Origin of the sequence: Pseudomonas sp. MPDS (assembly GCF_013283895.1) — a bacterium.
Classification (GTDB): domain Bacteria; phylum Pseudomonadota; class Gammaproteobacteria; order Pseudomonadales; family Pseudomonadaceae; genus Aquipseudomonas; species Aquipseudomonas rhizophila.
Map to the genome: position 1 here is coordinate 4,925,483 of NZ_CP054128.1, position 21,659 is coordinate 4,947,141.

Annotated in this window: 21 protein-coding genes; 5 read left to right on the forward strand and 16 right to left on the reverse strand. The window is 60.9% G+C overall.

From position 1 onward, the window contains the following. Nucleotides 1-263: 263 nt before the first annotated feature. The 10 genes from pcaC to pcaR all read right to left on the reverse strand — a co-directional run bounded on the left by pcaC (nucleotide 264) and on the right by pcaR (nucleotide 9,979). Entirely contained in the window at nucleotides 264-656 is a 393-nt protein-coding gene (gene pcaC / locus HQ912_RS21770; RefSeq protein ID WP_047228308.1) for a 4-carboxymuconolactone decarboxylase, read from the reverse strand. Nucleotides 657-667: 11 nt separating this feature from the next. Beyond that, nucleotides 668-1,468, reverse strand: coding sequence for a 3-oxoadipate enol-lactonase (gene pcaD, locus HQ912_RS21775; RefSeq protein ID WP_173407290.1), 801 nt, complete (start codon nucleotides 1,466-1,468; stop codon nucleotides 668-670). A gap of 12 nt (nucleotides 1,469-1,480) precedes the next feature. Then, nucleotides 1,481-2,845, reverse strand: a complete 1,365-nt coding sequence (locus tag HQ912_RS21780; RefSeq protein WP_173407291.1) for a 3-carboxy-cis,cis-muconate cycloisomerase — start codon at nucleotides 2,843-2,845, stop codon at nucleotides 1,481-1,483. 210 nt (nucleotides 2,846-3,055) lie between these two features. After that, nucleotides 3,056-3,622, reverse strand: a complete 567-nt coding sequence (gene pcaG, locus HQ912_RS21785; RefSeq protein WP_047228311.1) for a protocatechuate 3,4-dioxygenase subunit alpha — start codon at nucleotides 3,620-3,622, stop codon at nucleotides 3,056-3,058. Between the two features lies 1 nt (nucleotide 3,623). After that, a complete protein-coding gene (gene pcaH, locus HQ912_RS21790; protein ID WP_076386020.1) occupies nucleotides 3,624-4,328 on the reverse strand; it encodes a protocatechuate 3,4-dioxygenase subunit beta in 705 nt (234 codons plus the stop codon). A 37-nt stretch (nucleotides 4,329-4,365) separates the two neighbouring features. Next, complete coding sequence (pcaF, locus tag HQ912_RS21795; protein ID WP_173407292.1) at nucleotides 4,366-5,571, reverse strand: 3-oxoadipyl-CoA thiolase; 1,206 nt, start codon at nucleotides 5,569-5,571, stop codon at nucleotides 4,366-4,368. Beyond that, nucleotides 5,568-6,350 (reverse strand): CoA-transferase subunit beta, encoded by a 783-nt coding sequence (locus HQ912_RS21800; protein ID WP_171061413.1) that lies wholly within the window; start codon nucleotides 6,348-6,350, stop codon nucleotides 5,568-5,570. Before HQ912_RS21800 ends, pcaF begins: the two co-directional genes overlap by 4 nt. Beyond that, the gene (locus HQ912_RS21805) at nucleotides 6,347-7,204 is read right to left on the reverse strand and encodes a CoA transferase subunit A (protein ID WP_047228315.1); all 858 of its coding nucleotides are present in this window, start codon (nucleotides 7,202-7,204) and stop codon (nucleotides 6,347-6,349) included. Before HQ912_RS21805 ends, HQ912_RS21800 begins: the two co-directional genes overlap by 4 nt. Before the next feature lie 293 nt (nucleotides 7,205-7,497). Continuing rightward, the gene (locus tag HQ912_RS21810) at nucleotides 7,498-8,844 is read right to left on the reverse strand and encodes an MFS transporter (protein ID WP_047228316.1); all 1,347 of its coding nucleotides are present in this window, start codon (nucleotides 8,842-8,844) and stop codon (nucleotides 7,498-7,500) included. 292 nt (nucleotides 8,845-9,136) lie between these two features. After that, on the reverse strand, nucleotides 9,137-9,979 hold the full coding sequence (gene pcaR / locus HQ912_RS21815; protein ID WP_047228317.1) for a pca regulon transcriptional regulator PcaR: 843 nt from the start codon (nucleotides 9,977-9,979) through the stop codon (nucleotides 9,137-9,139). 562 nt (nucleotides 9,980-10,541) lie between these two features. On the opposite strand from pcaR, the gene HQ912_RS21820 reads away from it, so the two are divergent. After that, nucleotides 10,542-10,742, forward strand: coding sequence for a hypothetical protein (locus HQ912_RS21820; RefSeq protein WP_047228318.1), 201 nt, complete (start codon nucleotides 10,542-10,544; stop codon nucleotides 10,740-10,742). Between the two features lie 362 nt (nucleotides 10,743-11,104). Next, complete coding sequence (locus HQ912_RS21825; protein WP_047228319.1) at nucleotides 11,105-12,580, forward strand: inorganic phosphate transporter; 1,476 nt, start codon at nucleotides 11,105-11,107, stop codon at nucleotides 12,578-12,580. A 254-nt stretch (nucleotides 12,581-12,834) separates the two neighbouring features. Here the strand turns inward: HQ912_RS21825 and ccoM are convergent, their stop codons facing one another. The 3 genes from ccoM to HQ912_RS21835 form a co-directional block, all read right to left on the reverse strand. Further along, complete coding sequence (ccoM, locus tag HQ912_RS28015; RefSeq protein WP_025212288.1) at nucleotides 12,835-12,951, reverse strand: cytochrome c oxidase subunit CcoM; 117 nt, start codon at nucleotides 12,949-12,951, stop codon at nucleotides 12,835-12,837. 146 nt (nucleotides 12,952-13,097) lie between these two features. Further along, nucleotides 13,098-13,259, reverse strand: a complete 162-nt coding sequence (locus HQ912_RS21830) for a hypothetical protein (RefSeq protein WP_171061412.1) — start codon at nucleotides 13,257-13,259, stop codon at nucleotides 13,098-13,100. A gap of 94 nt (nucleotides 13,260-13,353) precedes the next feature. Next, entirely contained in the window at nucleotides 13,354-13,695 is a 342-nt protein-coding gene (locus HQ912_RS21835) for an aspartate-semialdehyde dehydrogenase (protein ID WP_173407293.1), read from the reverse strand. A gap of 248 nt (nucleotides 13,696-13,943) precedes the next feature. On the opposite strand from HQ912_RS21835, the gene rapA reads away from it, so the two are divergent. After that, nucleotides 13,944-16,790, forward strand: a complete 2,847-nt coding sequence (gene rapA / locus HQ912_RS21840) for an RNA polymerase-associated protein RapA (protein WP_173407294.1) — start codon at nucleotides 13,944-13,946, stop codon at nucleotides 16,788-16,790. A gap of 230 nt (nucleotides 16,791-17,020) precedes the next feature. Here rapA and HQ912_RS21845 read toward each other — a convergent pair whose 3' ends face one another. The 3 genes from HQ912_RS21845 to HQ912_RS21855 all read right to left on the reverse strand — a co-directional run bounded on the left by HQ912_RS21845 (nucleotide 17,021) and on the right by HQ912_RS21855 (nucleotide 19,957). Further along, a complete protein-coding gene (locus HQ912_RS21845; RefSeq protein WP_173407295.1) occupies nucleotides 17,021-17,905 on the reverse strand; it encodes an ATPase in 885 nt (294 codons plus the stop codon). 108 nt (nucleotides 17,906-18,013) lie between these two features. Continuing rightward, entirely contained in the window at nucleotides 18,014-19,006 is a 993-nt protein-coding gene (locus HQ912_RS21850) for an NAD(P)-dependent oxidoreductase (protein ID WP_173407296.1), read from the reverse strand. A gap of 57 nt (nucleotides 19,007-19,063) precedes the next feature. Continuing rightward, nucleotides 19,064-19,957, reverse strand: coding sequence for a LysR family transcriptional regulator ArgP (locus HQ912_RS21855; protein WP_047228324.1), 894 nt, complete (start codon nucleotides 19,955-19,957; stop codon nucleotides 19,064-19,066). Nucleotides 19,958-20,054: 97 nt separating this feature from the next. On the opposite strand from HQ912_RS21855, the gene HQ912_RS21860 reads away from it, so the two are divergent. Next, a complete protein-coding gene (locus tag HQ912_RS21860) occupies nucleotides 20,055-20,657 on the forward strand; it encodes a LysE/ArgO family amino acid transporter (protein ID WP_047228325.1) in 603 nt (200 codons plus the stop codon). A 175-nt stretch (nucleotides 20,658-20,832) separates the two neighbouring features. Beyond that, nucleotides 20,833-21,429, forward strand: a complete 597-nt coding sequence (locus HQ912_RS21865; RefSeq protein WP_047228326.1) for a superoxide dismutase — start codon at nucleotides 20,833-20,835, stop codon at nucleotides 21,427-21,429. Nucleotides 21,430-21,659: the final 230 nt, after the last annotated feature.

The following is a 21,659-nucleotide window of genomic DNA, read 5'->3' on the forward strand; positions in this document are numbered from 1 at the left end:
TCCAGTGTGGGAGCGAGCCTGCTCGCGATGGCGTCATCACATTCAAAATCGTCACAAGCTGACACACCGCTTTCGCGAGCAAGCCCGCTCCCACAGGGGATCAGCGTCGAGCATAAAATTTGTACTCACTGAAGATCCAGTGTGGGAGCGAGCCTGCTCGCGATGGCGTCATCACATTCAACATCATCGCCAACTGACCCACCGCTTTCGCGAGCAAGCTTTGCTCCCCCAGTCTTGACTTCCACAGGGATTGGCGGTGGATCTCAAGCCCGTGATTCGACGCCCAGTTCATCCCACACCGACTCGGCCAGGTGGAAGGTGGCGTTGGCCGCAGGGATGCCGCAATAGATAGCACTCTGCATGATCACTTCCTTGATCTCGCTGCGGCTCACACCATTATTGGCAGCAGCGCGCAAGTGCAGTTTGAGTTCTTCGCTGCGGTTCATGCCGATCAGCATGGCGATGGTGATCAGGCTGCGGGTGTGGCGCGGCAGGCCCGGGCGGGTCCAGATGTCGCCCCAGGCATGACGGGTGATCATCTCCTGGAATTCGCTGTTGAACTCAGTCAAGGCATTCAGGCTGCGGTCGACGTGGGCATCGCCCAGCACCGCGCGGCGTACTTGCATGCCTTCGTCGTAACGTTGCTTCTCGTCCACAAAATACTCCCTCAAGAACGACTGGAATCCAGCAGGAAAGCCAGCACCCGTTCGCTGAACGCAGCGCCGGCCTGGACGTTGGACAGATGCGCGGCATGGAATTCGGCGTATTCGGCGCCGTTGACCCGCTCCTGGATAAAGTGCCCGCCCGACGGTGGGGTCACGGCATCTTCGGTGCCGGCGACCACCAAGAGCGGCACGCGAATCGACGACAACTGCTCGCGGAAATCGGCATCGCGCACCGCCGCGCAGTTAGCCGCGTAGCCCTGGGGCGAAGTGGCAGCAAGCATGTCGGTGATTTTCCTGACCCTCTCTGGATGAGCCTGGGCAAAGTCCGATGTGAACCAACGGGCAATCGAGGCATCCCGTAGCGCGACCATCGCCGCCTTGCCATCACGCAGTACGGTTTCGATCCGCGGGTCCCATACGGATGGGTCGCCGATCTTGGCGGCGGTGTTGCACACCACCAGTTTGTGCAGCCGCTCACCGGCATTGATCCCCAGCCATTGGCCGATCAATCCGCCCATGGACAACCCACAGAAATGCACCTTGTCGATGTTCAGCTGATCGAGCATCGCCAGCACGTCGCGGCCCAGTTGGTCGATGCTGTACGGCCCTTCAGTCACCAAGGATTGACCGTGCCCGCGCGTGTCAAAACGCAACACGCGAAAGTGTTCACTGAAGGCGGCGATCTGCTCGTCCCACATGTGCAGGTCGGTGCCCAGGGAGTTGGAGAGCACCAGCACCGGGCCATCCTGCGGTCCATCGAAACAATAGTTCAGTTCGCCTTCGGCGAGTTTGACGAATCCCACAACAGTCTCCTTTCAGGCGTTCAAGGCAAGGTGTTCAGCCACCGCGCGCGCGACCCAGGTCTGGGCCTGGCCGAGGTAGTGGGCGGGGTCGAGCAAATGATCCAGCTCAGCGGCGGACAACTGCGCAGTGACTTGGGGCTCGTCCCCCAACACGTCCCGCAAATGACGTTGTTCAGCCACGGCGCGTTTGCAACATTGCTCCAACAGATGATGCGCGGTGTCGCGCCCGACCCGCTGGGCCAGGACGATGCTCACCGCCTCGGCCAGCACCAGCCCTTGGGTCAGTTCCAGATTGCGAGCCATGCGCGCCGCGTCCACTTCCAGACCTTCGGCCAGCAGCCGCGCCTGTTGCAGGGCGCCGGACACCAGGCAGCAGATCTCCGGCAAGGTTTCCCATTCGGCGTGCCACAGGCCCAGGCTGCGTTCGTGCTCCTGGGGCATGGCGCTGAACAGCGTCGACAACAGGCCAGGGACTCGGGTCGCCGCACCGATCAGCACCGCCGCGCCCACCGGGTTACGTTTGTGCGGCATGGTGGACGAACCGCCCTTGCCCGGCGCCGAGGGTTCGAACGCTTCACCGGCCTCGGTCTGCATCAACAAGCTGATGTCGCGGCCCAGTTTGCCCAGGCTGCCGGCGATCAACCCCAGTACCGAACCGAACTCAACCAGGCGATCGCGTTGGGTGTGCCACGGCTGCTCCGGCAAGCTAAGTTGCAGCTCGGCGGCCAGGGCTTCGGCGATGGGCAAGGCCTGCTCACCCAGTGCGGCAAGCGTTCCGGAGGCACCACCGAACTGCAACACCAGCAAGCGCGGCTTGAGCTCATTCAGGCGCTGGCGGCTACGGGTAATGGCTCCCAGCCAACCGGCGATTTTCATGCCCAGGGTCACCGGTGTTGCCTGTTGCAACCAAGTGCGCCCGGCCAATGGCGTGGCGGCGTAGCGTTCGGCTTGGCGGGCGAGAATCGTGGCCAGTTGCGCCAGTTCGCCTTCAATCAAACCCAATGCCTGACGCAGTTGCAGCACCAACCCACTGTCCATCACGTCCTGACTGGTAGCCCCCAGGTGCACGTAGCGCTCAGCCTCGGCGTCTTGCGCGGCAATGCGCTTGCCGAGGGCCTTGACCAGTGGAATCGCCGAATTACCCGCCGTGGCAATCGCCTCGCTCAACGCCGAAAAATCGTACAACTGCGCGTCACAGGCCTTCTCGATCGGAGCCACTGCGCTGACAGGGATCAAGCCCACCTTCGCTTCCGCCCGGGCCAGCGCCGCCTCGACATTGAGCATGGCCTGCACCCGGCCCGCATCACAAAACACCTCGCGCATGTGGCGGGTGGTGAAGTAGGCATCAAAGAGCTGATTACCCGGTCGTTCGCTCATAAAAAGTCCTTGGGAGTGCAGGTCTGCCGGCCTGACGCGGTTGGGTCAAAAGCTGCAACGTAAATACGTGGGTTGTCGCACATCCTATTCATCACCCGCGCAGGCCAACCCTACGCCTTCGGGTGGAACAGGGTCATCAGTATTTTGTACAACCCACGCCCCACCGTTGTTGCGGGGCTGGGCCAAGAGCCTTCGCCACACGGGTTTCAATCAGTAGTCGAAGAACACCGTCTCGGCATCCGTCCCCTGCAAAACCACGTTCCACTGATACACGCCCGAAGCATCGGGCTTGCTCACGATAGTGGCGCGACGTTCCTCGGGCACGCAGGCCAGCAGCGGGTCGGTTTCGTTGGCCTGCTCACCATCGAAGTAGATTCGCGTCAGCAAATGCTTGACCAGACCGCGGGCGAACACCAGCACGACAAGATGCGGCGCCTGGGTCGTGCCGCCAAGGCCCGGCACGGAGCCCGGCTTGATGGTGGTGAAACGAAAACGCCCTTCGGCATCCACCGGCACCCGGCCAAAGCCTTCGAAATTCGGGTCCAGGGGCTTGTCCTGGTCGTCTTCCGGGTGTGCGTATTTGCCGGCGGCGTTGGCCTGCCAGACTTCCAGCATCGCGTCATTGACGAATTCGCCGTTGCCGTCGATCACCTGCCCGGTGATCGCCACGCGCTGGCCGAGGGTTTGGGCGACGGTCAGGTCTTCGCGGTTCAGCCAGGTCAGGCCGATGTGGTAGTAAGGACCAACGGTGTGGGAGGTGGTGGCAGTGAGCGTCATCTTATTTCTCCATCGGCGTGGCATCGCGGCCGCGCAATACGATGTCCCAGCGATAACCGAGGGCGTAGTGAGGAATGGTTTTTTCCAGGTCGAAACGGGCGATCAGACGTTCCTTGGCGCTGGTGTCCGGCACGCAGTTGTAGATCGGATCGTAGGCCAGGAGTGGGTCGCCGGGGAAATACATCTGCGTCACCAGGCGCGTCAGGATGCTCGGGCCGAACAGTGAGAAATGGATGTGCGCCGGGCGCCAGGCATTGTGATGGTTGCCCCACGGGTAGGCGCCGGGCTTGATGGTCTGGAACTGGTACCAGCCATCGGCGTCGGTGACGGTGCGACCGGTGCCGGTGAAGTTCGGGTCCAGCGGTGCGTCGTGCAGGTCACGGTCATGGTTGTAACGACCGGCGGCGTTGGCCTGCCAGATCTCCACCAGGATGCCAGGCACGGGTTGGCCATGCTCATCCAGCACGCGCCCGTGAATGATGATTCGCTCCCCCAGTGGCTCGCCGGCATGCTGGGCAGTCAGGTCGTTGTCCTTCTCCTGCAGGCGATCGGCACCTACGGTCGGACCGGTAATTTCCGACAGCGAATGAGGCAGGTACACCAACGGCTTTGAAGGCGAGCGCAGGTTGGTGGACTGGTACGGCGGGTGCAGGTACTCCGGTTGGGTGCCCGCTTGGGGGCGACGATAACCAGGCTTGTCAGTCATGAAGCATTCCTCGGTTTCTTATTAGTGGAACGACGTGTCAGACGCGTTCGATTGCCAACGCCAGACCCTGGCCGACGCCGACACACATGGTCGCCAGGCCTTTCTTGCCGCCGGTCTTTTCCAGATGATGCAGCGCCGTCAGCACCAGCCGTGCTCCGCTCATACCCAGCGGGTGGCCGAGGGCGATGGCGCCGCCATTGGGGTTCACCTGCGGCGCGTCGTCCGCCAGACCCAGATCGCGCAGCACCGCCAGGCCCTGGCTGGCGAAGGCTTCGTTGAGTTCGATCACATCAAAGTCTGCGACCGCCAGGCCCAGGCGCTCAGTGAGTTTGCGCACCGCGGGCACCGGGCCGATGCCCATCACCCGTGGAGCCACGCCGGCACTGGCCATGCCCAACACTTTACCCCGAGGCGTCAGCCCGTGTTTCTTCACCGCTTCGGCCGAAGCCAGGATCATAGCCGCCGCGCCATCATTCACGCCCGAGGCGTTGCCGGCCGTGACGGTTTTGTCTGGACCGTTGACCGGCTTGAGTTTGCTCAAGGTCTCCAGCGTGGTGTCGGCGCGAGGATGCTCGTCCTGCTCGACCACGGTTTCGCCTTTCTTGTGGGCTACGCGCACCGGGACGATTTCCTCGGCGAAATACCCTGCGGCCTGGGCTGCCGCCGTGCGCTGCTGACTGCGCAAGGCGAAAGCATCCTGGTCAGCGCGGGACACTGCGTAATCATCGGCCACGTTATCGGCGGTCTGGGGCATCGCGTCCACACCGTACTGGTTTTTCATCAACGGGTTGATGAAGCGCCAGCCGATGGTGGTGTCTTCCAGTTTCATGTTGCGGGAGAACGCGGCATCGGCCTTGCCCATCACGAACGGTGCGCGGGACATCGACTCCACGCCGCCGGCGATGGCCAATTCCATTTCGCCGCTGGCGATGGCGCGGAACGCCGTGCCAACGGCGTCCATGCCCGAGGCGCAGAGGCGGTTGAGGGTTACGCCGGGAATGCTCTGCGGCAGGCCAGCCAGCAGCAGCGCCATGCGCGCCACGTTGCGGTTGTCTTCCCCGGCCTGGTTGGCGCAACCGAGAAACACTTCGTCCACGGCATTCCAGTCCACCGATGGGTTGCGCTCCATCAGCGCCTTGATCGGCACAGCGGCCAGGTCATCGGCGCGCACCGCGGCCAAACCGCCACCGAAGCGACCGATGGGGGTTCGAATCGCATCACAGATATAAACGTCGCGCATCACGCTTCTCCCGGTGCCTGGCCGTGGGCCGCGGCAGTGCGAGCTTCCAGGTCGCGCAGTGCGCGCAGCTCTGTTTCGGTCGGCTCGGCGGTGGTTTGCACCTGGTCGGCAAAACGAATCGCCCAACCGGTGGCGGCAACGACTTGCTCGCGGGTCACGCCGGGGTGCAGCGCAGTGACCACGAACTCATGGCTGCCGGCTTCCGGCTCCATGATGCACAAGTCGGTGATGATACCGACCGGACCTGCGCCCGGCAGGCCCAGGCGTTTACGCGAATCCCCGCCCTCACCGTGACCGACCGAGGTGATGAAATCCAGCTTGTCGACGAACGAGCGCGCCGACTGCTTGAGGATGATCAGCACGCTCTTGGCCGAACCGGCGATTTCCGGTGCACCACCGGCGCCCGGCAAGCGGACTTTCGGTTGATGGTAGTCGCCCACCACCGTGGTGTTGATGTTGCCGAACCGGTCGACCTGAGCTGCACCGAGAAAGCCGACGTCGATGCGTCCACCCTGCAACCAGTAGCGAAAAATCTCACCGGTGGGTACGACAGTGTCCGCGGTTTCAGCCAGCTCACCATCACCGATGGACAGTGGCAATACGCTGGGTTTGGCCCCGATCGGACCGGACTCGTAGATCAGAACGACATCCGGCGACGAGGTCAGCCGCGCCAGGTTGGCTGCCTTCGATGGCAGGCCGATGCCCACGAAGCACACAGCGTTGTTCTGCAATCGACGGGCTGCGGCGACGGTCATCATTTCATTGGTGGAGTACGTCATTATTTCACCTGCGAAGTGGCAGCCAGTCGGGCCTGGAATTCACTGAAATCTTTCGTTGCGTGGATGTATTCATTGATCCATGCGGTAAAGGTCTCACGGTCCCGGGCGATCGGATCCCAAGCCTGGTAGAAGCGGTTGTCACGTTCGGTGTAGCCATGCGCGTAGGACGGATGAGCGCCGCCCGGTACGTGGCACACCGCGCTCAGCGCCCAGGTCGGCAGCACGCAGGCGTTCATCGGTGCGTTGAGGTCATCGACGATTTCTTCCACGGTGACGATGCAGCGCTTGGCGGCCAGGGCGGCTTCTTTCTGCACGCCGAGAATGCCCCACAACAGGACGTTGCCCTTGCGGTCGGCTTTTTGAGCGTGGATCACTGTAATGTCCGGACGCACGGATGGCACGGCGGCCAGCACTTCCCCGGTGAAGGGGCAGGTCACGGTTTTGATCAACGGATTGACCTTTGGCAGGTCGGAGCCGGCGTAGGCCCGCAGCACCGCGAATGGCAGGCCCGAGGCCCCGGCGACGTAGGCATTGGCCAGGTCGGCGTGGCTGTGCTCTTCGATTTCCAGCGGCTGCGGCCATTGTTTTTCCACGGCATCGCGCAGCCGGTGCAGGGAGCCCACCCCAGGATTGCCGCCCCAGGAGAAAATCAGCTTGCGAGCACAACCGGCGCCGATCAACTGGTCGTAGATCAGGTCGGGCGTCATCCGCACCAGGGTCAGGTCTTTCTTGCCCTGGCGAATGATTTCATGACCCGCCGCCGTCGGAATCAGGTGAGTGAAGCCTTCGAGCGCGACGGTATCGCCGTCATTGACGAATTGCTTCACTGCGTCGTGCAGCGAAAGGATTTCAGCCATGGGGCAGGCTCCCGTTTTTCAGTAGACCAAGATGAAGAAAAAGGCGCGAGGTTAAGCGCCGGAGTGACTGAAGATTAAGCTCGGGGTGACAGCCAAACAATCCGATAATCGACTGAGTGTTCGTTTATCGAACAGATTGTTGTTTGGCTATCGATTTCCCAGACACCCTGATCCTGTGGGAGCGAGCTCTGCTCGCGATTGAGGTGGGTCAGTCAACACTTATGCAAGTTGACCCACCGCTATCGCGAGCAGGCTCGCTCCCACCGGTCTGCCGCAAGGTTCAGATCATTGCCTCACGTCGCATCCGCATGACTGACCATGCCCTTGATCACCACCGCCGCAGTCGCCAGGGCCGCTGGAATGACCAGGGCGGTCAGGACCTGTTCGAAGTTCCAGCCCAGGCCCAACAATGTCGCGCCCATCCAGGCGCCGAGGATCGCGCCGAACCGGCCGATACCCAGCATCCACGAGACACCGGTGGCCCGGCCTTGGGTCGGATAGAACCGCGCCGCCAGCGACGGCATCGCCGATTGCGCGCCGTTGACGCACATGCCGGCCACCAGCACCAACGTGGCAAGCAAGGTAATGTTGCCCAGACTCTGCCCTACCGCGTAGGCGAATATCCCGGCCATCAAGTAGAAAATGCCGATGACTTTGTGCGGATTGAACCGATCCATCGCCCAACCCACCCCAACCGCGCTCAATACGCCGCCGAACTGGAACAACGCCCCGATAAACGCCGCCTGCTCCATGCTCGCGCCGCTGTCGCGCATCAGCGTCGGCAACCAACTGGTCAGCAGGTAAACAATTACCAGCCCCATGAAATAGGTCAGCCACAACAAGAGCGTCCCGGCGCTGTAGGTGCCGGAGAAAATCACCGCCAGCACGTTGCGGGCTTTAACGATTTTTTGTTCCGGCACACTGAAACTCGCCGCCTGGGCGACGGTGTGCGGATCGATCGGGGCCAGGGTCTTGCGCACCTTGTCCGTGCCGCGATTGCGCACCACCAGATAACGTGCCGACTCCGGCAACCAGAACACCAGCACCACCGCCAGGATCAACGGCAGGATCCCGCCGATCAGCAGCAGACTGTGCCAACCGAACGCCGGTATCAACTTGGCCGAGATAAACCCGCCACCGGCCATTCCCAGGTTGAAGCCGCAGAACATGCTGGTCACCAGCAACGACTTTTTACGCTCCGGGGTGTATTCCGACAGCAAGGTAGTGGCGTTCGGCATACCGGCGCCCAACCCCAGGCCGGTCAGAAAGCGCAGCACCAGCAATTGATCGATGTTGGTGCTGTAAGCCGATGCCAGGCTGAACGCGCCGAACAGCACGACCGCGCCTACCAGCACAACTTTTCGGCCGAAACGGTCTGCCAACGGACCGGAGCCGAGAGCACCGAAGACCATGCCGATCAGCGCCGCACTCATGACCGGACCGAGGCTGGCCCGATCAATGCCCCAGTCCTGGGAGAGCGCCGGAGCGATGAAGCCCATGGCCGCAGTGTCGAGCCCGTCGAGAAAAACAATCAGAAAGCACAGAATCACTACCCGCCATTGATAGCGCGAGATGGGTTGAGCGTTGATGAAGGACTGCACGTCGAGGCAATTGCCTACGGAGGTCTGGGGTTGGTTCATCTTGTTTTTATTCCACGCAAGAAAACGCAGGCGAACAGAGGCCCGGCAAATAAACCGCAAGGCTGCAAAAAAGGTGTTGGTTAGCGGGCGATCCGGGACAGACAGGTCGGTCGATCGTCAAGGTGAAGGCCGAGGAAGGTATACATGGCAGGTGTGCCTCTCATTATTATTGGGCCGCCATCCATCGGTCGAGCCAGGCTCGATCACGTCGGATGACGCTGCCGCGACATTAATGATCCGAGGCAAATACCGTCAATTCGTCAGAGGCGACTCTGTGCGTTTATCGAACAGCTTAAGTGAACAGTTGCGCGCTCAAGTCACGGCTGGCTCCCAACAGCCCCGGCAGGAAGCGCTGTTCCAGTTCATTGCGGCTGACCCGCCCGGCATGGGTACTGACATTCAGCGCCGCCACCACCTGGCCGGAGGCGTCGTAGACTGGCACGGCAATCGAGCGCAGCCCCTGCTCCAGTTCCTGATCGACGATGCACCATCCCTGCCGCCGCACCTCTTGCAAACACTCCAGCAAAGCCTGGGGAGTGTGCAGGGTCCGGCTGGTCTTGGCCTGCAGGTCGGCATGGTCGAGGTAATCACGCAGGGAAGCGTCGTCCAGTGCCGCCAGAAGAATCCTGCCCATCGAGGTGCAATAGGCCGGCAGACGTCCACCGACGGACAGGTCCACGGATATCAGCCGCTGGGTGGTGGCCGAACGGGCGATATAAAGAATGTCGTCGCCTTCAAGCGTCGCCATATTACAGGCCTCATGCAGCTGTTCGCTCATGCGATCCAGATACGGCTGCGCGGACACGGCCAGAGGCGTCGATGACAGATAGGCATGGCCCAGGGTCAATACTTTGGGCAGCAGCGAATAGGTTCGTCCGTCGGTGGTGGCGTAGCCGAGTTTGATCAAGGTATGCAGGCAACGTCTGACGGCGGCGCGGGGAATTTCCGTGCGGTGGCTGATCTGAGCGATGGTCAGGTGCCGTTTGCGCTCCTGAAACGCCTGGACCACGGCCAACCCTCGGGCCAGGGACGTCATGAAGTCCGGGTCACCGGTCAGGGCCTGGATGCGCTTGGCCGGCGAAGCAACGATGGGTGGCGCTACAGAAGCAAAGGCGTTGCGCAATTGGTCGTTCATATCTGGTCCTTCCCGGGGAATGGCGGCTATTACAAGCGGCTGCCCGCTGAGCAGACAAGGGCTGGCTGTCAGCACCGTTCGATTATCGAACCATCAACCGATAATCGCAATCAAGGCACCCTACCCCCCTCTTGCTTCTGTGTGAAGGGTTGATAAATAAGTAAGACGACACGAGTATTGAACGTAGTTCGCGCCAGCAGAGTGGATAGCGACATTGTCTGGCATTGCCTGAAACCTAATTGCCACAAGTTGCACATACAAATATTGATTCACACAACAACAGATTCTTTTAACTTTTCCCGATAGTGTTCTTCGGGCAGCCCGCTATAATGCACCACAGTGACGGTGCGGCAATCGACCGCTCCCGTCCGCAGGCATTGCAGGTTTCTATCCTGCGTGGTGCCGGCAGCCGGTGCCCGAAGCACCCGGATGGCGCTTCCCCGTATCGGCGGTATACGAAACTCCTGATGCTACGTCAGCTGTCAGCTCTGGTGCCGTGGCCGTCTGCATGTCTACATGCAGTGCGTATCACCAGATCCAATTCAATCCATTAGGTAATACTGTGACGAAAGACGAACTGCGCGCGGAACTTGAGCGCCAGGAACAACGTTACAAGGAAGTTTACGGCGGGGAAATCACCACCTACGCCGCGCAACCTGAACCGGAACGCAAACCCTGGCGTAAACGCGCCACCGTTCAGGACCAGGCCTTTACCCAGGAACTTCAGAAAATGGAACAGGAACTCAAAGCGGAAGAGCGGTAATGCTCAGCGCTTGATGTTCTTGTGAAGCGGTATCCGGCCGACACCCTGGCCGGCCCCGTACCGGACGCCCGCCATGAGCGGGCCGCCATTTCCCCGACAACGGTCGAGGAATGGCCTTGGCTTACCTTCTTTTCGGATTTTTCGCACAACCGCTTGAGGCTCTTGCAACGACGAGCGGCCCCCTGCCTGGCGCGCTTTCCGCTCCCGAATCAATGGGTTGCGCAACCCGCTAAACGCCAGGGTTCGAAGGGGTGCCTGCAAATTATTTCGTTGAAGAATGTTACCGATGAGCAGGCAATGCATCGATTACCGAGGTTTTCTGGCATAATCGCGCCCCCTTACGACCGGGTCAGAAAACCTTCATGATCGATTTATTTAGCGGACTGGATGCTTGGGTGCTTGTGAGCCTCTTGCTCGCCCTGGCCTTTGTCCTCGCCTTCGAGTTCATCAACGGCTTTCATGACACCGCAAACGCGGTGGCCACTGTTATCTACACCAAAGCCATGCCGCCTCATCTGGCGGTGTTCTTTTCCGGTGTGTTCAACTTCCTCGGCGTGCTGCTGGGCGGTGTGGGCGTGGCGTATGCCATCGTTCACCTGCTGCCGGTAGAGCTGCTGATCAATGTGAACACCGGACACGGGCTGGCCATGGTGTTTTCGCTGCTCGCAGCGGCCATCACCTGGAACCTGGGCACCTGGTATTTCGGTATCCCAGCCTCCAGCTCCCACACGCTGATTGGTTCGATCCTCGGCGTGGGCCTGGCCAACGCGCTGATCAACGATATCCCGTTGGCCGACGGAGTGAACTGGCAAAAGGCAATCGATATCGGTGCCTCCCTGGTGTTCTCGCCCATGGCGGGCTTCCTGATTGCCGCACTGGTATTGATCAGTCTGAAGTGGTGGCGTCCGCTGTCGAAGATGCACAAGACGCCGGAACAGCGCCGCAAGATCGATGACAAGAAACACCCCCCGTTCTGGAATCGCCTGGTGCTGGTCATTTCAGCCATGGCCGTCAGCTTCGTCCACGGCTCCAACGATGGCCAGAAAGGCATCGGCCTGATCATGCTGGTGCTGATCGGTATCGTACCGGCGCAGTTCGTGCTTGACCTGAACAGCACCACCTACCAGATCGAGCGCACCCGCGACGCGACGTTGCACCTGAGCCAGTTCTACCAGCGCAACAGCGAATCGCTGGGTGAATACCTGGCGCTGGGCAAAAGCGTGAAGGGCGATCTGCCAGAGAAATTCCGCTGCAACCCACAGCAGACCGAGCCCACCATTGCGGCGCTGCTCGACACCCTCAAAGGCGTGGCGGATTACCAATCGCTGCCGTCGGAAAGCCGCATCGAGGTTCGCCGCTACCTGCTCTGCCTGGATGACACGGCGAAGAAGGTTGGCAAGCTGCCAGGCCTGGCAGCTCGGGAAAAAGACGACCTGAACAAGCTGCGCAAAGACCTGACCGCCACCACCGAATACGCCCCGTTCTGGGTGATTCTGGCAGTCGCCCTGGCCCTGGGCCTGGGCACCATGGTCGGCTGGAAGCGTGTGGTGCTGACCATTGGTGAGAAGATCGGCAAGCAAGGCATGACCTACGCTCAAGGTATGTCGGCGCAAATCACCACGGCGTGCATGATCGGTGCGGCGAACATCTTCAGCCTGCCGGTTTCCACCACCCACGTACTGTCGTCCGGCGTGGCGGGCACCATGGTCGCCAACAAGAGCGGTCTGCAAGGTGGCACGGTACGGACCATCCTGCTGGCCTGGGTACTGACCCTGCCGGCGACAGTGGCCCTCTCGGCCGCGCTGTTCTGGCTGGCGTCCAAGGCCATCGGCAGCTGATATCAGCGGCTAATAAAAAAGGTGCGGTCCTGGCGGATCGCACCTTTTTTTATGCCCGGACACCTGACTACTGTGGGAGCGAGCTTGCTCGCGATGGCGCCGGGTCAGTCAACACATGTATCTACAGACATACCGCTATCGCGAGCAAGCTCGCTCCCACAATGGGCTTGTGTGGAACAGGGGAAATCCGCTCAAAAAAAAGGGCGACCGAAGTCGCCCAAAATGCCTTGCGTGCTCGTTGTAGCTGGAAAGACCTACGGCTTTTTGCGCTTGTGTGCATCTTTCCAGATGAATAATCCGAAGCCGGCGAAAAACACGAACATGAGGCCGACGGTCAACACTCCGGCAAACACCACATTATCGAAAAACATGACTGGCCTCCTGGTCTTGCCCCTGTTGCGATGGGTGCAAGTTAACCAATCAGGCCTGGATGAAAATTGACCGGGGTCAATAACGCTCGCGACGCGGCGAAAAGGAAGGGAAATAACTGATCTGTATCAATGGATAGAGGGGGGAGTCAGCGCTTTTTGGGTTTTTTCTTCGGTTTTTTCTGGGCTTTGCCCAATGGCATGGCTTGCTCAAAAGCCTGGCGGACTTCGTTAAGGCGTTTTTCGTTGAGGTCGTGAACGCGCTTGGCGCGCTCAGCACTGAGGTCGATCAGTTTGTCGTCTTGGCTCATGGCGTGTCGGCATCGTACGGTGAACTGCGGATGCTCTCATGATGAAGGCTGTCGAGCGGGTTGACCAGCCTGCATGCGTCGACAAAAGCCTGGATCAGACCTGGATATCGACCCACAAGCCCTGACGCTCTTCCCCTTCCACCAACGGCACCACAGGCACGGTGTTATCGGCGTTCAGTTCAGTGCCCGGTACGGCCAGGTGCGCTTCGGGATCTTCGTCGGCTTCGCGGCGGCGCTTGTTGCGTTCCTGCTGGCGCTGTTGCTCCTCGCGCAGCAACACAGCAGCCTCCTCAGGGTCGCGATTTTTCAGGTCGATGGTGCTTTCGTTGGAGCTTTGCTGCACCGGGACCACGGGCGGTATGTCCGGCCGCTGGCGGACCGGATCCTGTTGAGCGGTGATGGGTACGGCGCTCAAAGGGAGCATGGGTGGCAACATAAAGGTCTCCTGTCTTCAGGTTGTCGGCTGAGCGAGGGGCAGCTTGAACCGCTGGTCTGAAACTTGTGACCCGGTTGGCATTATCACAATAGGCCGGGCCGAGCTTGTTTGATCACTCAGCACACTTAAGTTCCGCACCGCCGGTAAGTAATCAATGCCCATGGCGACCCGATGTCTACGTAAATCCTTTGGTCTGAGGGATCATTCCGTTAAGATAACCGGCTTTTTCAAGGCGGGAGTCAGGCAGCATGGCGCAGCAGTATCAACCGGGGCAACGCTGGATCAGTGACAGCGAAGCCGAGCTGGGTTTAGGCACCGTTCTGGCACAGGACGGCCGCTTGTTGACCGTGCTCTATCCGGCCACTGGCGACACTCGCCAGTACGCGCTACGGAATGCGCCCCTCACCCGCGTGCGGTTTTCGCCGGGCGATGTGATCACTCACTTCGAAGGCTGGAAAATGACCGTGCGCGAAGTCGACGATGTCGATGGGCTGCTGGTCTACCACGGCCTCAATGGGCAGAACGAGGTTGTCACTCTGCCGGAAACCCAGCTGTCGAACTTTATCCAGTTCCGCCTGGCCAGTGACCGTCTGTTCGCCGGCCAGATCGACCCGCTGGCGTGGTTTTCCCTGCGCTACCACACCCTGGAACACACCAGCCGCCAGTTGCAGTCGCCGCTCTGGGGCCTGGGTGGCGTCCGTGCCCAGCCCATCGCCCACCAATTGCACATCGCCCGTGAAGTGGCCGACCGCATCGCGCCACGGGTATTGCTGGCAGACGAAGTGGGCCTGGGCAAGACCATCGAAGCCGGCCTGATCATCCACCGCCAACTGCTCTCCGGCCGCGCCAGCCGCGTGCTGATCCTGGTACCGGAAAACCTTCAGCACCAGTGGCTGGTGGAAATGCGCCGGCGTTTCAACCTGCAGGTCGCCTTGTTCGACGAAGAACGCTTCATCGAAAGCGATGCCAGCAACCCGTTCGAAGACACCCAACTGGCCCTGGTGGCGCTGGAGTGGCTGGTGGACGATGAGAAGGCCCAGGACGCGCTGTTTGCCGCCGGCTGGGACCTGATGGTGGTCGACGAAGCCCATCACCTGGTCTGGCACGAAGATCAGGTCAGCCCGCATTACGCTCTGGTCGAACAGCTTGCCGAAACGATTCCCGGCGTACTGCTGCTGACCGCGACCCCGGAACAGCTGGGCCAGGACAGCCACTTCGCCCGCCTGCGCCTGCTGGACCCGAACCGCTTCCATGACCTCAAGGCCTTCCGCGCCGAGAGCGAGAATTATCGCCCGGTGGCCGAGGCCGTGCAGGAGCTGCTGGACAAGGGCCGTCTCTCACCCGAGGCGCACAAAACCATTCACGGCTTCCTGGGTAACGAGGGCGAAGCGCTGCTGACCGCCGTCAATGATGGCGATGTCGAAGCCAGCGCCCGCCTGGTCCGCGAACTGCTGGACCGCCACGGCACCGGCCGCGTGCTGTTTCGCAATACACGCGCCGCCGTACAGGGTTTCCCGGAGCGCAAGCTGCACGCCTACCCGCTGCCGTGCCCGGACGAATACCTCGAGCTGCCTTTGGGTGATCACGCCGAGCTGTACCCGGAAGTCAGCTTCCAGGCTCAGCCGGACGCCAACGAAGAACAGCGCTGGTGGCGTTTCGACCCACGGGTCGAGTGGCTGATCGACACCCTGAAGATGCTCAAGCGCACCAAAGTGCTGGTGATCTGCGCCCACGCCGAGACCGCCATGGACCTGGAAGATGCCCTGCGCGTGCGTTCCGGCATCCCGGCCACGGTGTTCCATGAAGGCATGAACATCCTGGAGCGCGACCGTGCGGCGGCTTACTTCGCCGACGAAGAGTTCGGTGCCCAGGTGCTGATCTGCTCGGAAATCGGCAGCGAAGGCCGCAACTTCCAGTTCGCCCACCATTTGGTGCTGTTCGACCTGCCCTCGCACCCGGACCTGCTGGAACAGCGTATTGGCCGTCTGGACCGGATCGGCCAGAAACACACCATCGAGCTGCATGCGCCGTACCTGGAAACCAGCCCGCAAGCGCGGCTGTTCCAGTGGTATCACGAGGCCCTGAACGCGTTCCTCAATACCTGCCCGACCGGCAACGCCTTGCAGCATCAGTTCGGCCCGCGCCTGCTGCCATTGCTGGAAGAAGCCGATGACGGCCAGTGGCAAGCCTTGATCGACGAAGCCCGCACCGAACGCGAACGCTTGGAGGCCGAGCTGCACACCGGTCGCGACCGTCTGCTGGAGCTCAACTCCGGCGGCGCGGGTGAAGGCGATGCCTTGGTAGAGGCCATTCTCGAACAAGACGACCAGTTCGCCCTGCCGATCTACATGGAAACCCTGTTCGATGCGTTCGGCATCGACAGCGAGGACCATTCGGACAACGCGCTGATCCTCAAGCCGAGCGAAAAAATGCTCGACGCCAGCTTCCCGCTGGGCGACGACGAAGGCGTGACCATCACCTACGACCGCAACCAGGCGCTGTCTCGCGAAGACATGCAGTTCATTACCTGGGAGCACCCGATGGTGCAAGGCGGCATGGACCTGGTGCTGTCCGGCTCCATGGGCAATACCGCCGTAGCGCTGATCAAGAACAAGGCCCTCAAGCCCGGCACCGTGTTGCTGGAACTGCTCTATGTCAGTGAAGTGGTTGCCCCGCGCTCCCTCCAACTGGGCCGTTACCTGCCGCCGGCCGCCCTGCGCTGCCTGCTGGACGCCAACGGCAACGACCTCGCCGCCCGAGTCTCGTTCGAGACTTTGAACGATCAGTTGGAAAGCGTGCCTCGGGCCAGCGCCAACAAGTTCATCCAGGCCCAGCGTGACCAGCTCTCGCCACGGATCAACGCCGGTGAAGAGAAGATCGCCCCGCGTCACGCCGAACGCGTGGCCGAAGCCCAGCGTCGCATGGCAGCCGATACCGACGAAGAACTGGCGCGCCTGACTGCCCTGCAAGCGGTCAACCCGACGGTACGCGACAGCGAACTGGTGGCTCTGCGCCAACAGCGTGAGCAAGGTTTGGCGATGCTTGAGAAAGCGGCGCTGCGCCTGGAAGCCATTCGGGTGTTGGTGGCGGGCTGATTGCCGCCGCTACTCAACAAAAGGCCCGCAGCGATGCGGGCCTTTTTTTGTGCATTTGTCTGGTCCTACTTGCCGATCAGCGCAAGGATCGGCAAGCCCACCGGTTTGCAGCGGCTGAACACTTTGCAGGCGCACGACTCACAATGTGGGAGCGAGCCTGCTCGCGATGGCGGTGGCACATCAGCCATTGATGCAAACTGACTGACCCACCGCTCGCGACTACAGCCTCGTCACTGAGCCCGGCTGCCAAGTTGCTGCTGCAGGTTGCGGATCTGCGATTGCAGCGTGTTGATATTGCGGGTGACCTGGCCGCGGAAGGCGTCGAACTCGGCGGTGTTGCTGCCCCCGTTGTCCTGTTGGCTCTTGAGCACGATCACGTCCTGCTCCAGACGCTCGATGGCAGAGTTGGAAGTGGCGCGTTTCAGGGCGGTGATGTCGGCACCGATGCTCTTGAGCCGGGCATCGAGAGCACCATCCTCGCCCTGGTTTTTCAGGGCGGAAACTTCAGCCGCCAGCGCCTTGACCTGGTCCTGGAGTTCCTTGTTGGAAGCTTGCAACTGAGTGCTGGCGTTCTGCTGCTCAGTGGTCTGGGCAATGATCTGGGCCAGCTCCTTGTCCAGGTCGGCGGACGGACCGAACGCGACCATCTGTTGTTTGTACTGCTCCTGCAGCTTGCTTTCGAATTGCTTGCCCTGCTCCTGAAGCTTGCCTTCCAGCTGTTTGATCTGCAACTTCAAGGCTTCACTGTCGCTCATGACATTGGACTGACCGGCTACCACCTTGCCGGAAATGTCCTGCAAGCGTCCCGCCGCATCTTCACTGATACGGGCGAAACTTTCCTGGGTGGCCACCAGTTGCTGTTCCATCAAGGAAATCTGCTGGAAGCTCCACCACGCCAGGAAGGCAAGCGCACACAACAGCGCACCGACCAGTGCCCACAGTGGCCCGGTACTGGCCCCCTTGACCTTGGCCGCCGCAACGGGTGCCGGGCGCGCTTGCACGTGGGGCGGGCGTTCGCGCTCAGGCAGAAAGTCATCGTCATCGGGAATGTCGGCCCGCATCCGCAAGCTCGGTATATCATCGAAGTCGTCGTTGGAATCGTTACGCATGGGCATTGGGTTCAACCTTTGAGAAACCGGTGTTGGCTTGATGCAGCGAGTATAACCCCCTCGCCCGCCGCACCGATTGACCCCGAACCTGGCACTCGGTTCATGACGGGGCGATCAGCGGGCATCCTGGGCTTTCCACCAGGCGCAGAACTCATCAAGAGCGGTCCACAGGCTGACCTGTGGATCGTAATCCAGATAATGCCGGGCACGGCTGATGTCCAGGGTGAAATTCTTGTTCATGACCTGCATGCCCAGGCGCGACAACGTCGGTTCGGGACGGCCCGGCCATAACGTGCAAAAACCTTCATTCAGGGCGGCAACGCTGTAGGCCAGCCCGTAGGAACGATAACGCCGGACCTGTGGGACTTCCATCTGTCGCATCACATAATTGACCACATCCCACAACGGCACCGGTGTGCCGTTACTGATGTTGTAAGCCTTGCCAAGGGCCGATTCGCCGGCCAAAAGACTGCTGAGCAGCGCTTCGTTGAGATTCTGCACGCTGGTGAAATCCACCTTGTTCAACCCGTTGCCGACAATGGCCAAGCGGCCCTTGCGTTGCATGTTCAACAGCCGGGGGAAAATGCTCATGTCGCCGGCGCCGGTGACAAAGCGCGGGCGCAGAGCCAGTACTTCGAGACCGAACTCCTGGGCCCCGAAGACTTTCTGTTCAGCCAGGTATTTGGTGGCAGCGTAGGGATGTTTGAAGCGTTTGGGCACTTGTTCTTCGGTCAGGTCCAGATGGTCCCGGCCGTCGAAGTAAATAGACGGCGATGACAGATGAACCAGACGCCGGACCTTCTGCTTGAGGCAGGCCTCGACAATGTTTTCCGTGACCTGGACGTTGCCCTGGTGAAAATCCTGATAGCGACCCCAAAGCCCCACGGAACCGGCGCAATGCACGACGCTGTCAACATCAAGGCACAGGTCGCGAGCCAGCAACGGGTCACTCAGATCCCCCTGGATGAACTGCGCCCCGCGACGCACCAGGTGCTCAACGCTCTCGGCCCGGCGACCGTTGACCCGTACATCCAGGCCCTGCTCCAGAGCGAAACGCGCAAAGCGCCCGCCAATGAAGCCACTTGCGCCGGTAACCAGAATTTTCATGAAGACTCCTAAAATCAGATTCGAGCTTCAAGCTACAAGCTTCAAGCCAATCGCTTTTCAACTTACCGCTTGGAGCTTGCTGCTTGCCGCCTTGATCAATCGTTCAGTCAACAAACCCAGTAACTGCCCACCATTGCGCCAATGATGCCAGTACAACGGCACATCAATCGGTTTATCTGCCAGCAATTCCACCAACTCGCCCCGCTCCAGTTGCTCACGCATTTGCAACTCCGGCACCAGTCCCCAGCCAAGCCCCGCTTCGGCGAGCCGAATGAAACCTTCGGACGACGGACAGAGATGATGTTCGAAACCGCCTTCGACCCCCAGGGAAGCAAGGTAGCGATGCTGCAGGAAATCATCCGGGCCGAACACCAGCGCCGGCGTGCGCGCCAGTTGATCGGCGCGCACCCCATCGGGGAAATGCCTGGCGATGAACGCCGGGCTGGCCAACGCCCGGTAGCGCATGGCCCCCAACAACACACTACGGGCACCAGCCACCGGACGTTCACTGGCGCAGACGCACGCCGCCACCTCACCGGCACGCATGCGTTTGAGGCCGACGGTCTGGTCTTCCACCACCAAGTCGAGCAACAGATGATGTTCGGCGCAGAAATCCCCAACGGCTACCGCCCACCAAGTGGCCAGGCTGTCGGCATTCAAGGCGATCCGCAGGCGCTCAGGCAGCCCCTCCTCATCCAGCGCTGGCACCAGGCTTTGCAGGTCGCGCTCCAACAGCCGCACCTGCTGCACATGGTTGAGCAAGCGGCGACCGATTTCGGTCGGTGCCGGCGGCGTGACGCGCACCAGCACCGGCTGGCCGACCCGCGCCTCCAGCAGTTTGATCCGCTGGGAAATCGCCGACTGCGACAAACCCAGCACTTGGGCGGCACGCTCGAATCCGGCCTGTTCGACAACCGCCGCCAGAGCGGAAAGCAATTTGTAATCGAACATCAGTTTTCCTAATGAGCAATCAGCAATATTGGTTTTTCTTATACCGCTTTGCACCAGAGAATGACACCCGCATTCATACCTACTCGGGGAGTAATTTATGTGGCAAAGCTACATGAACGGACTATTGGTGGCCCTCGGGCTGATCATGGCCATCGGCGCTCAGAACGCCTTCGTGCTGGCGCAAAGCCTGCGCCGCGAACATCACTTGCCGGTCGCCGCCCTGTGTGTAACTTGCGATGCGTTGCTGGTGGCCGCCGGGGTATTCGGGCTGGCGACACTGCTGGCCCAAAGCCCGTTGCTGCTTTCAATAGCCCGCTGGGGCGGCGCCGGGTTCCTGCTCTGGTATGGCAGCCTGGCGTTGCGTCGGGCCTGTTCGAAACAAAGCCTGCAACAAGATGAGAAACAGGTAGTGCGCTCGTTACGGGCGGTGCTGCTCAGTGCGTTGGCAGTGACCCTGCTCAACCCCCACGTCTATCTCGACACCGTGTTGCTGATCGGTTCCCTCGGGGCCCAGCAAAGCGTGCCTGGCGCCTATGTCGTGGGAGCGGCCAGTGCCTCGTTGCTGTGGTTCTTCACACTGGCAATCGGTGCGGCATGGCTGGCACCGTGGCTGGCCCGGCCGAGTACCTGGCGGATACTGGACGTGCTGGTGGCAACGATGATGTTCAGCGTGGCCATACAGTTGATCGTCTCTGGCTGATTATTCCAAACCGCTCTGGAACCTCTATCCCACACAGTTGTTGCGTGGTTATGCCGTTCCCCCGGTGCTATGATCCGACTCCTGCGCCGCAATGAGTACAAACTCCCCGGCGCTAGTCTGGCCGCCCGTGATCGGCCTTGCGCTCACCGCAACTGACCTGATTAGGAGAATCACCATGGCTTTCGAATTGCCGCCGCTGCCTTATCCACACGATGCACTGCAGCCGCACATCTCCAAAGAGACTCTGGAATTCCACCACGACAAGCACCACAACACCTACGTCGTGAACCTGAACAACCTGGTACCTGGCACCGAGTTCGAAGGCAAGACCCTGGAAGAAATCGTCAAGACTTCCTCGGGCGGTATCTTCAACAACGCCGCTCAGGTCTGGAACCACACCTTCTACTGGAACTGCCTGGCGCCAAACGCCGGTGGTCAACCTACCGGCGCGCTGGCCGACGCCATCAACAGTGCGTTCGGCTCGTTCGACAAGTTCAAGGAAGAATTCACCAAGACTTCCGTCGGCACCTTCGGTTCCGGTTGGGGCTGGCTGGTGAAAAAGGCTGACGGTTCCCTGGCCCTGGCCAGCACCATCGGCGCCGGCAACCCGCTGACCAGCGGCGACACCCCGCTGCTGACCTGCGACGTTTGGGAACACGCCTACTACATCGACTACCGCAACCTTCGTCCGAAATACGTCGAAGCGTTCTGGAACCTGGTCAACTGGAAGTTCGTGGCCGAGCAGTTCGAAGGCAAGACCTTCACCGCTTGATCCGTAATGCCAGACAAAAGAACCCGGCGCTTTGCCGGGTTTTTTTTAGCTGGCACAAAGCCCCGGGATCTTGTCCGGCCCCCTACCTCGTGTCTGAAATCCAACAAAAATCAAACCCAGGCCTCAAGTTGGGGGCCCTTCCATCCGACACAATGGTCGTAGAGCAATAACTCTGGAAACACCGTATAACGGCCAGGTTTCAGGCGAAGACCCTTGTGTTTGATTGTCCC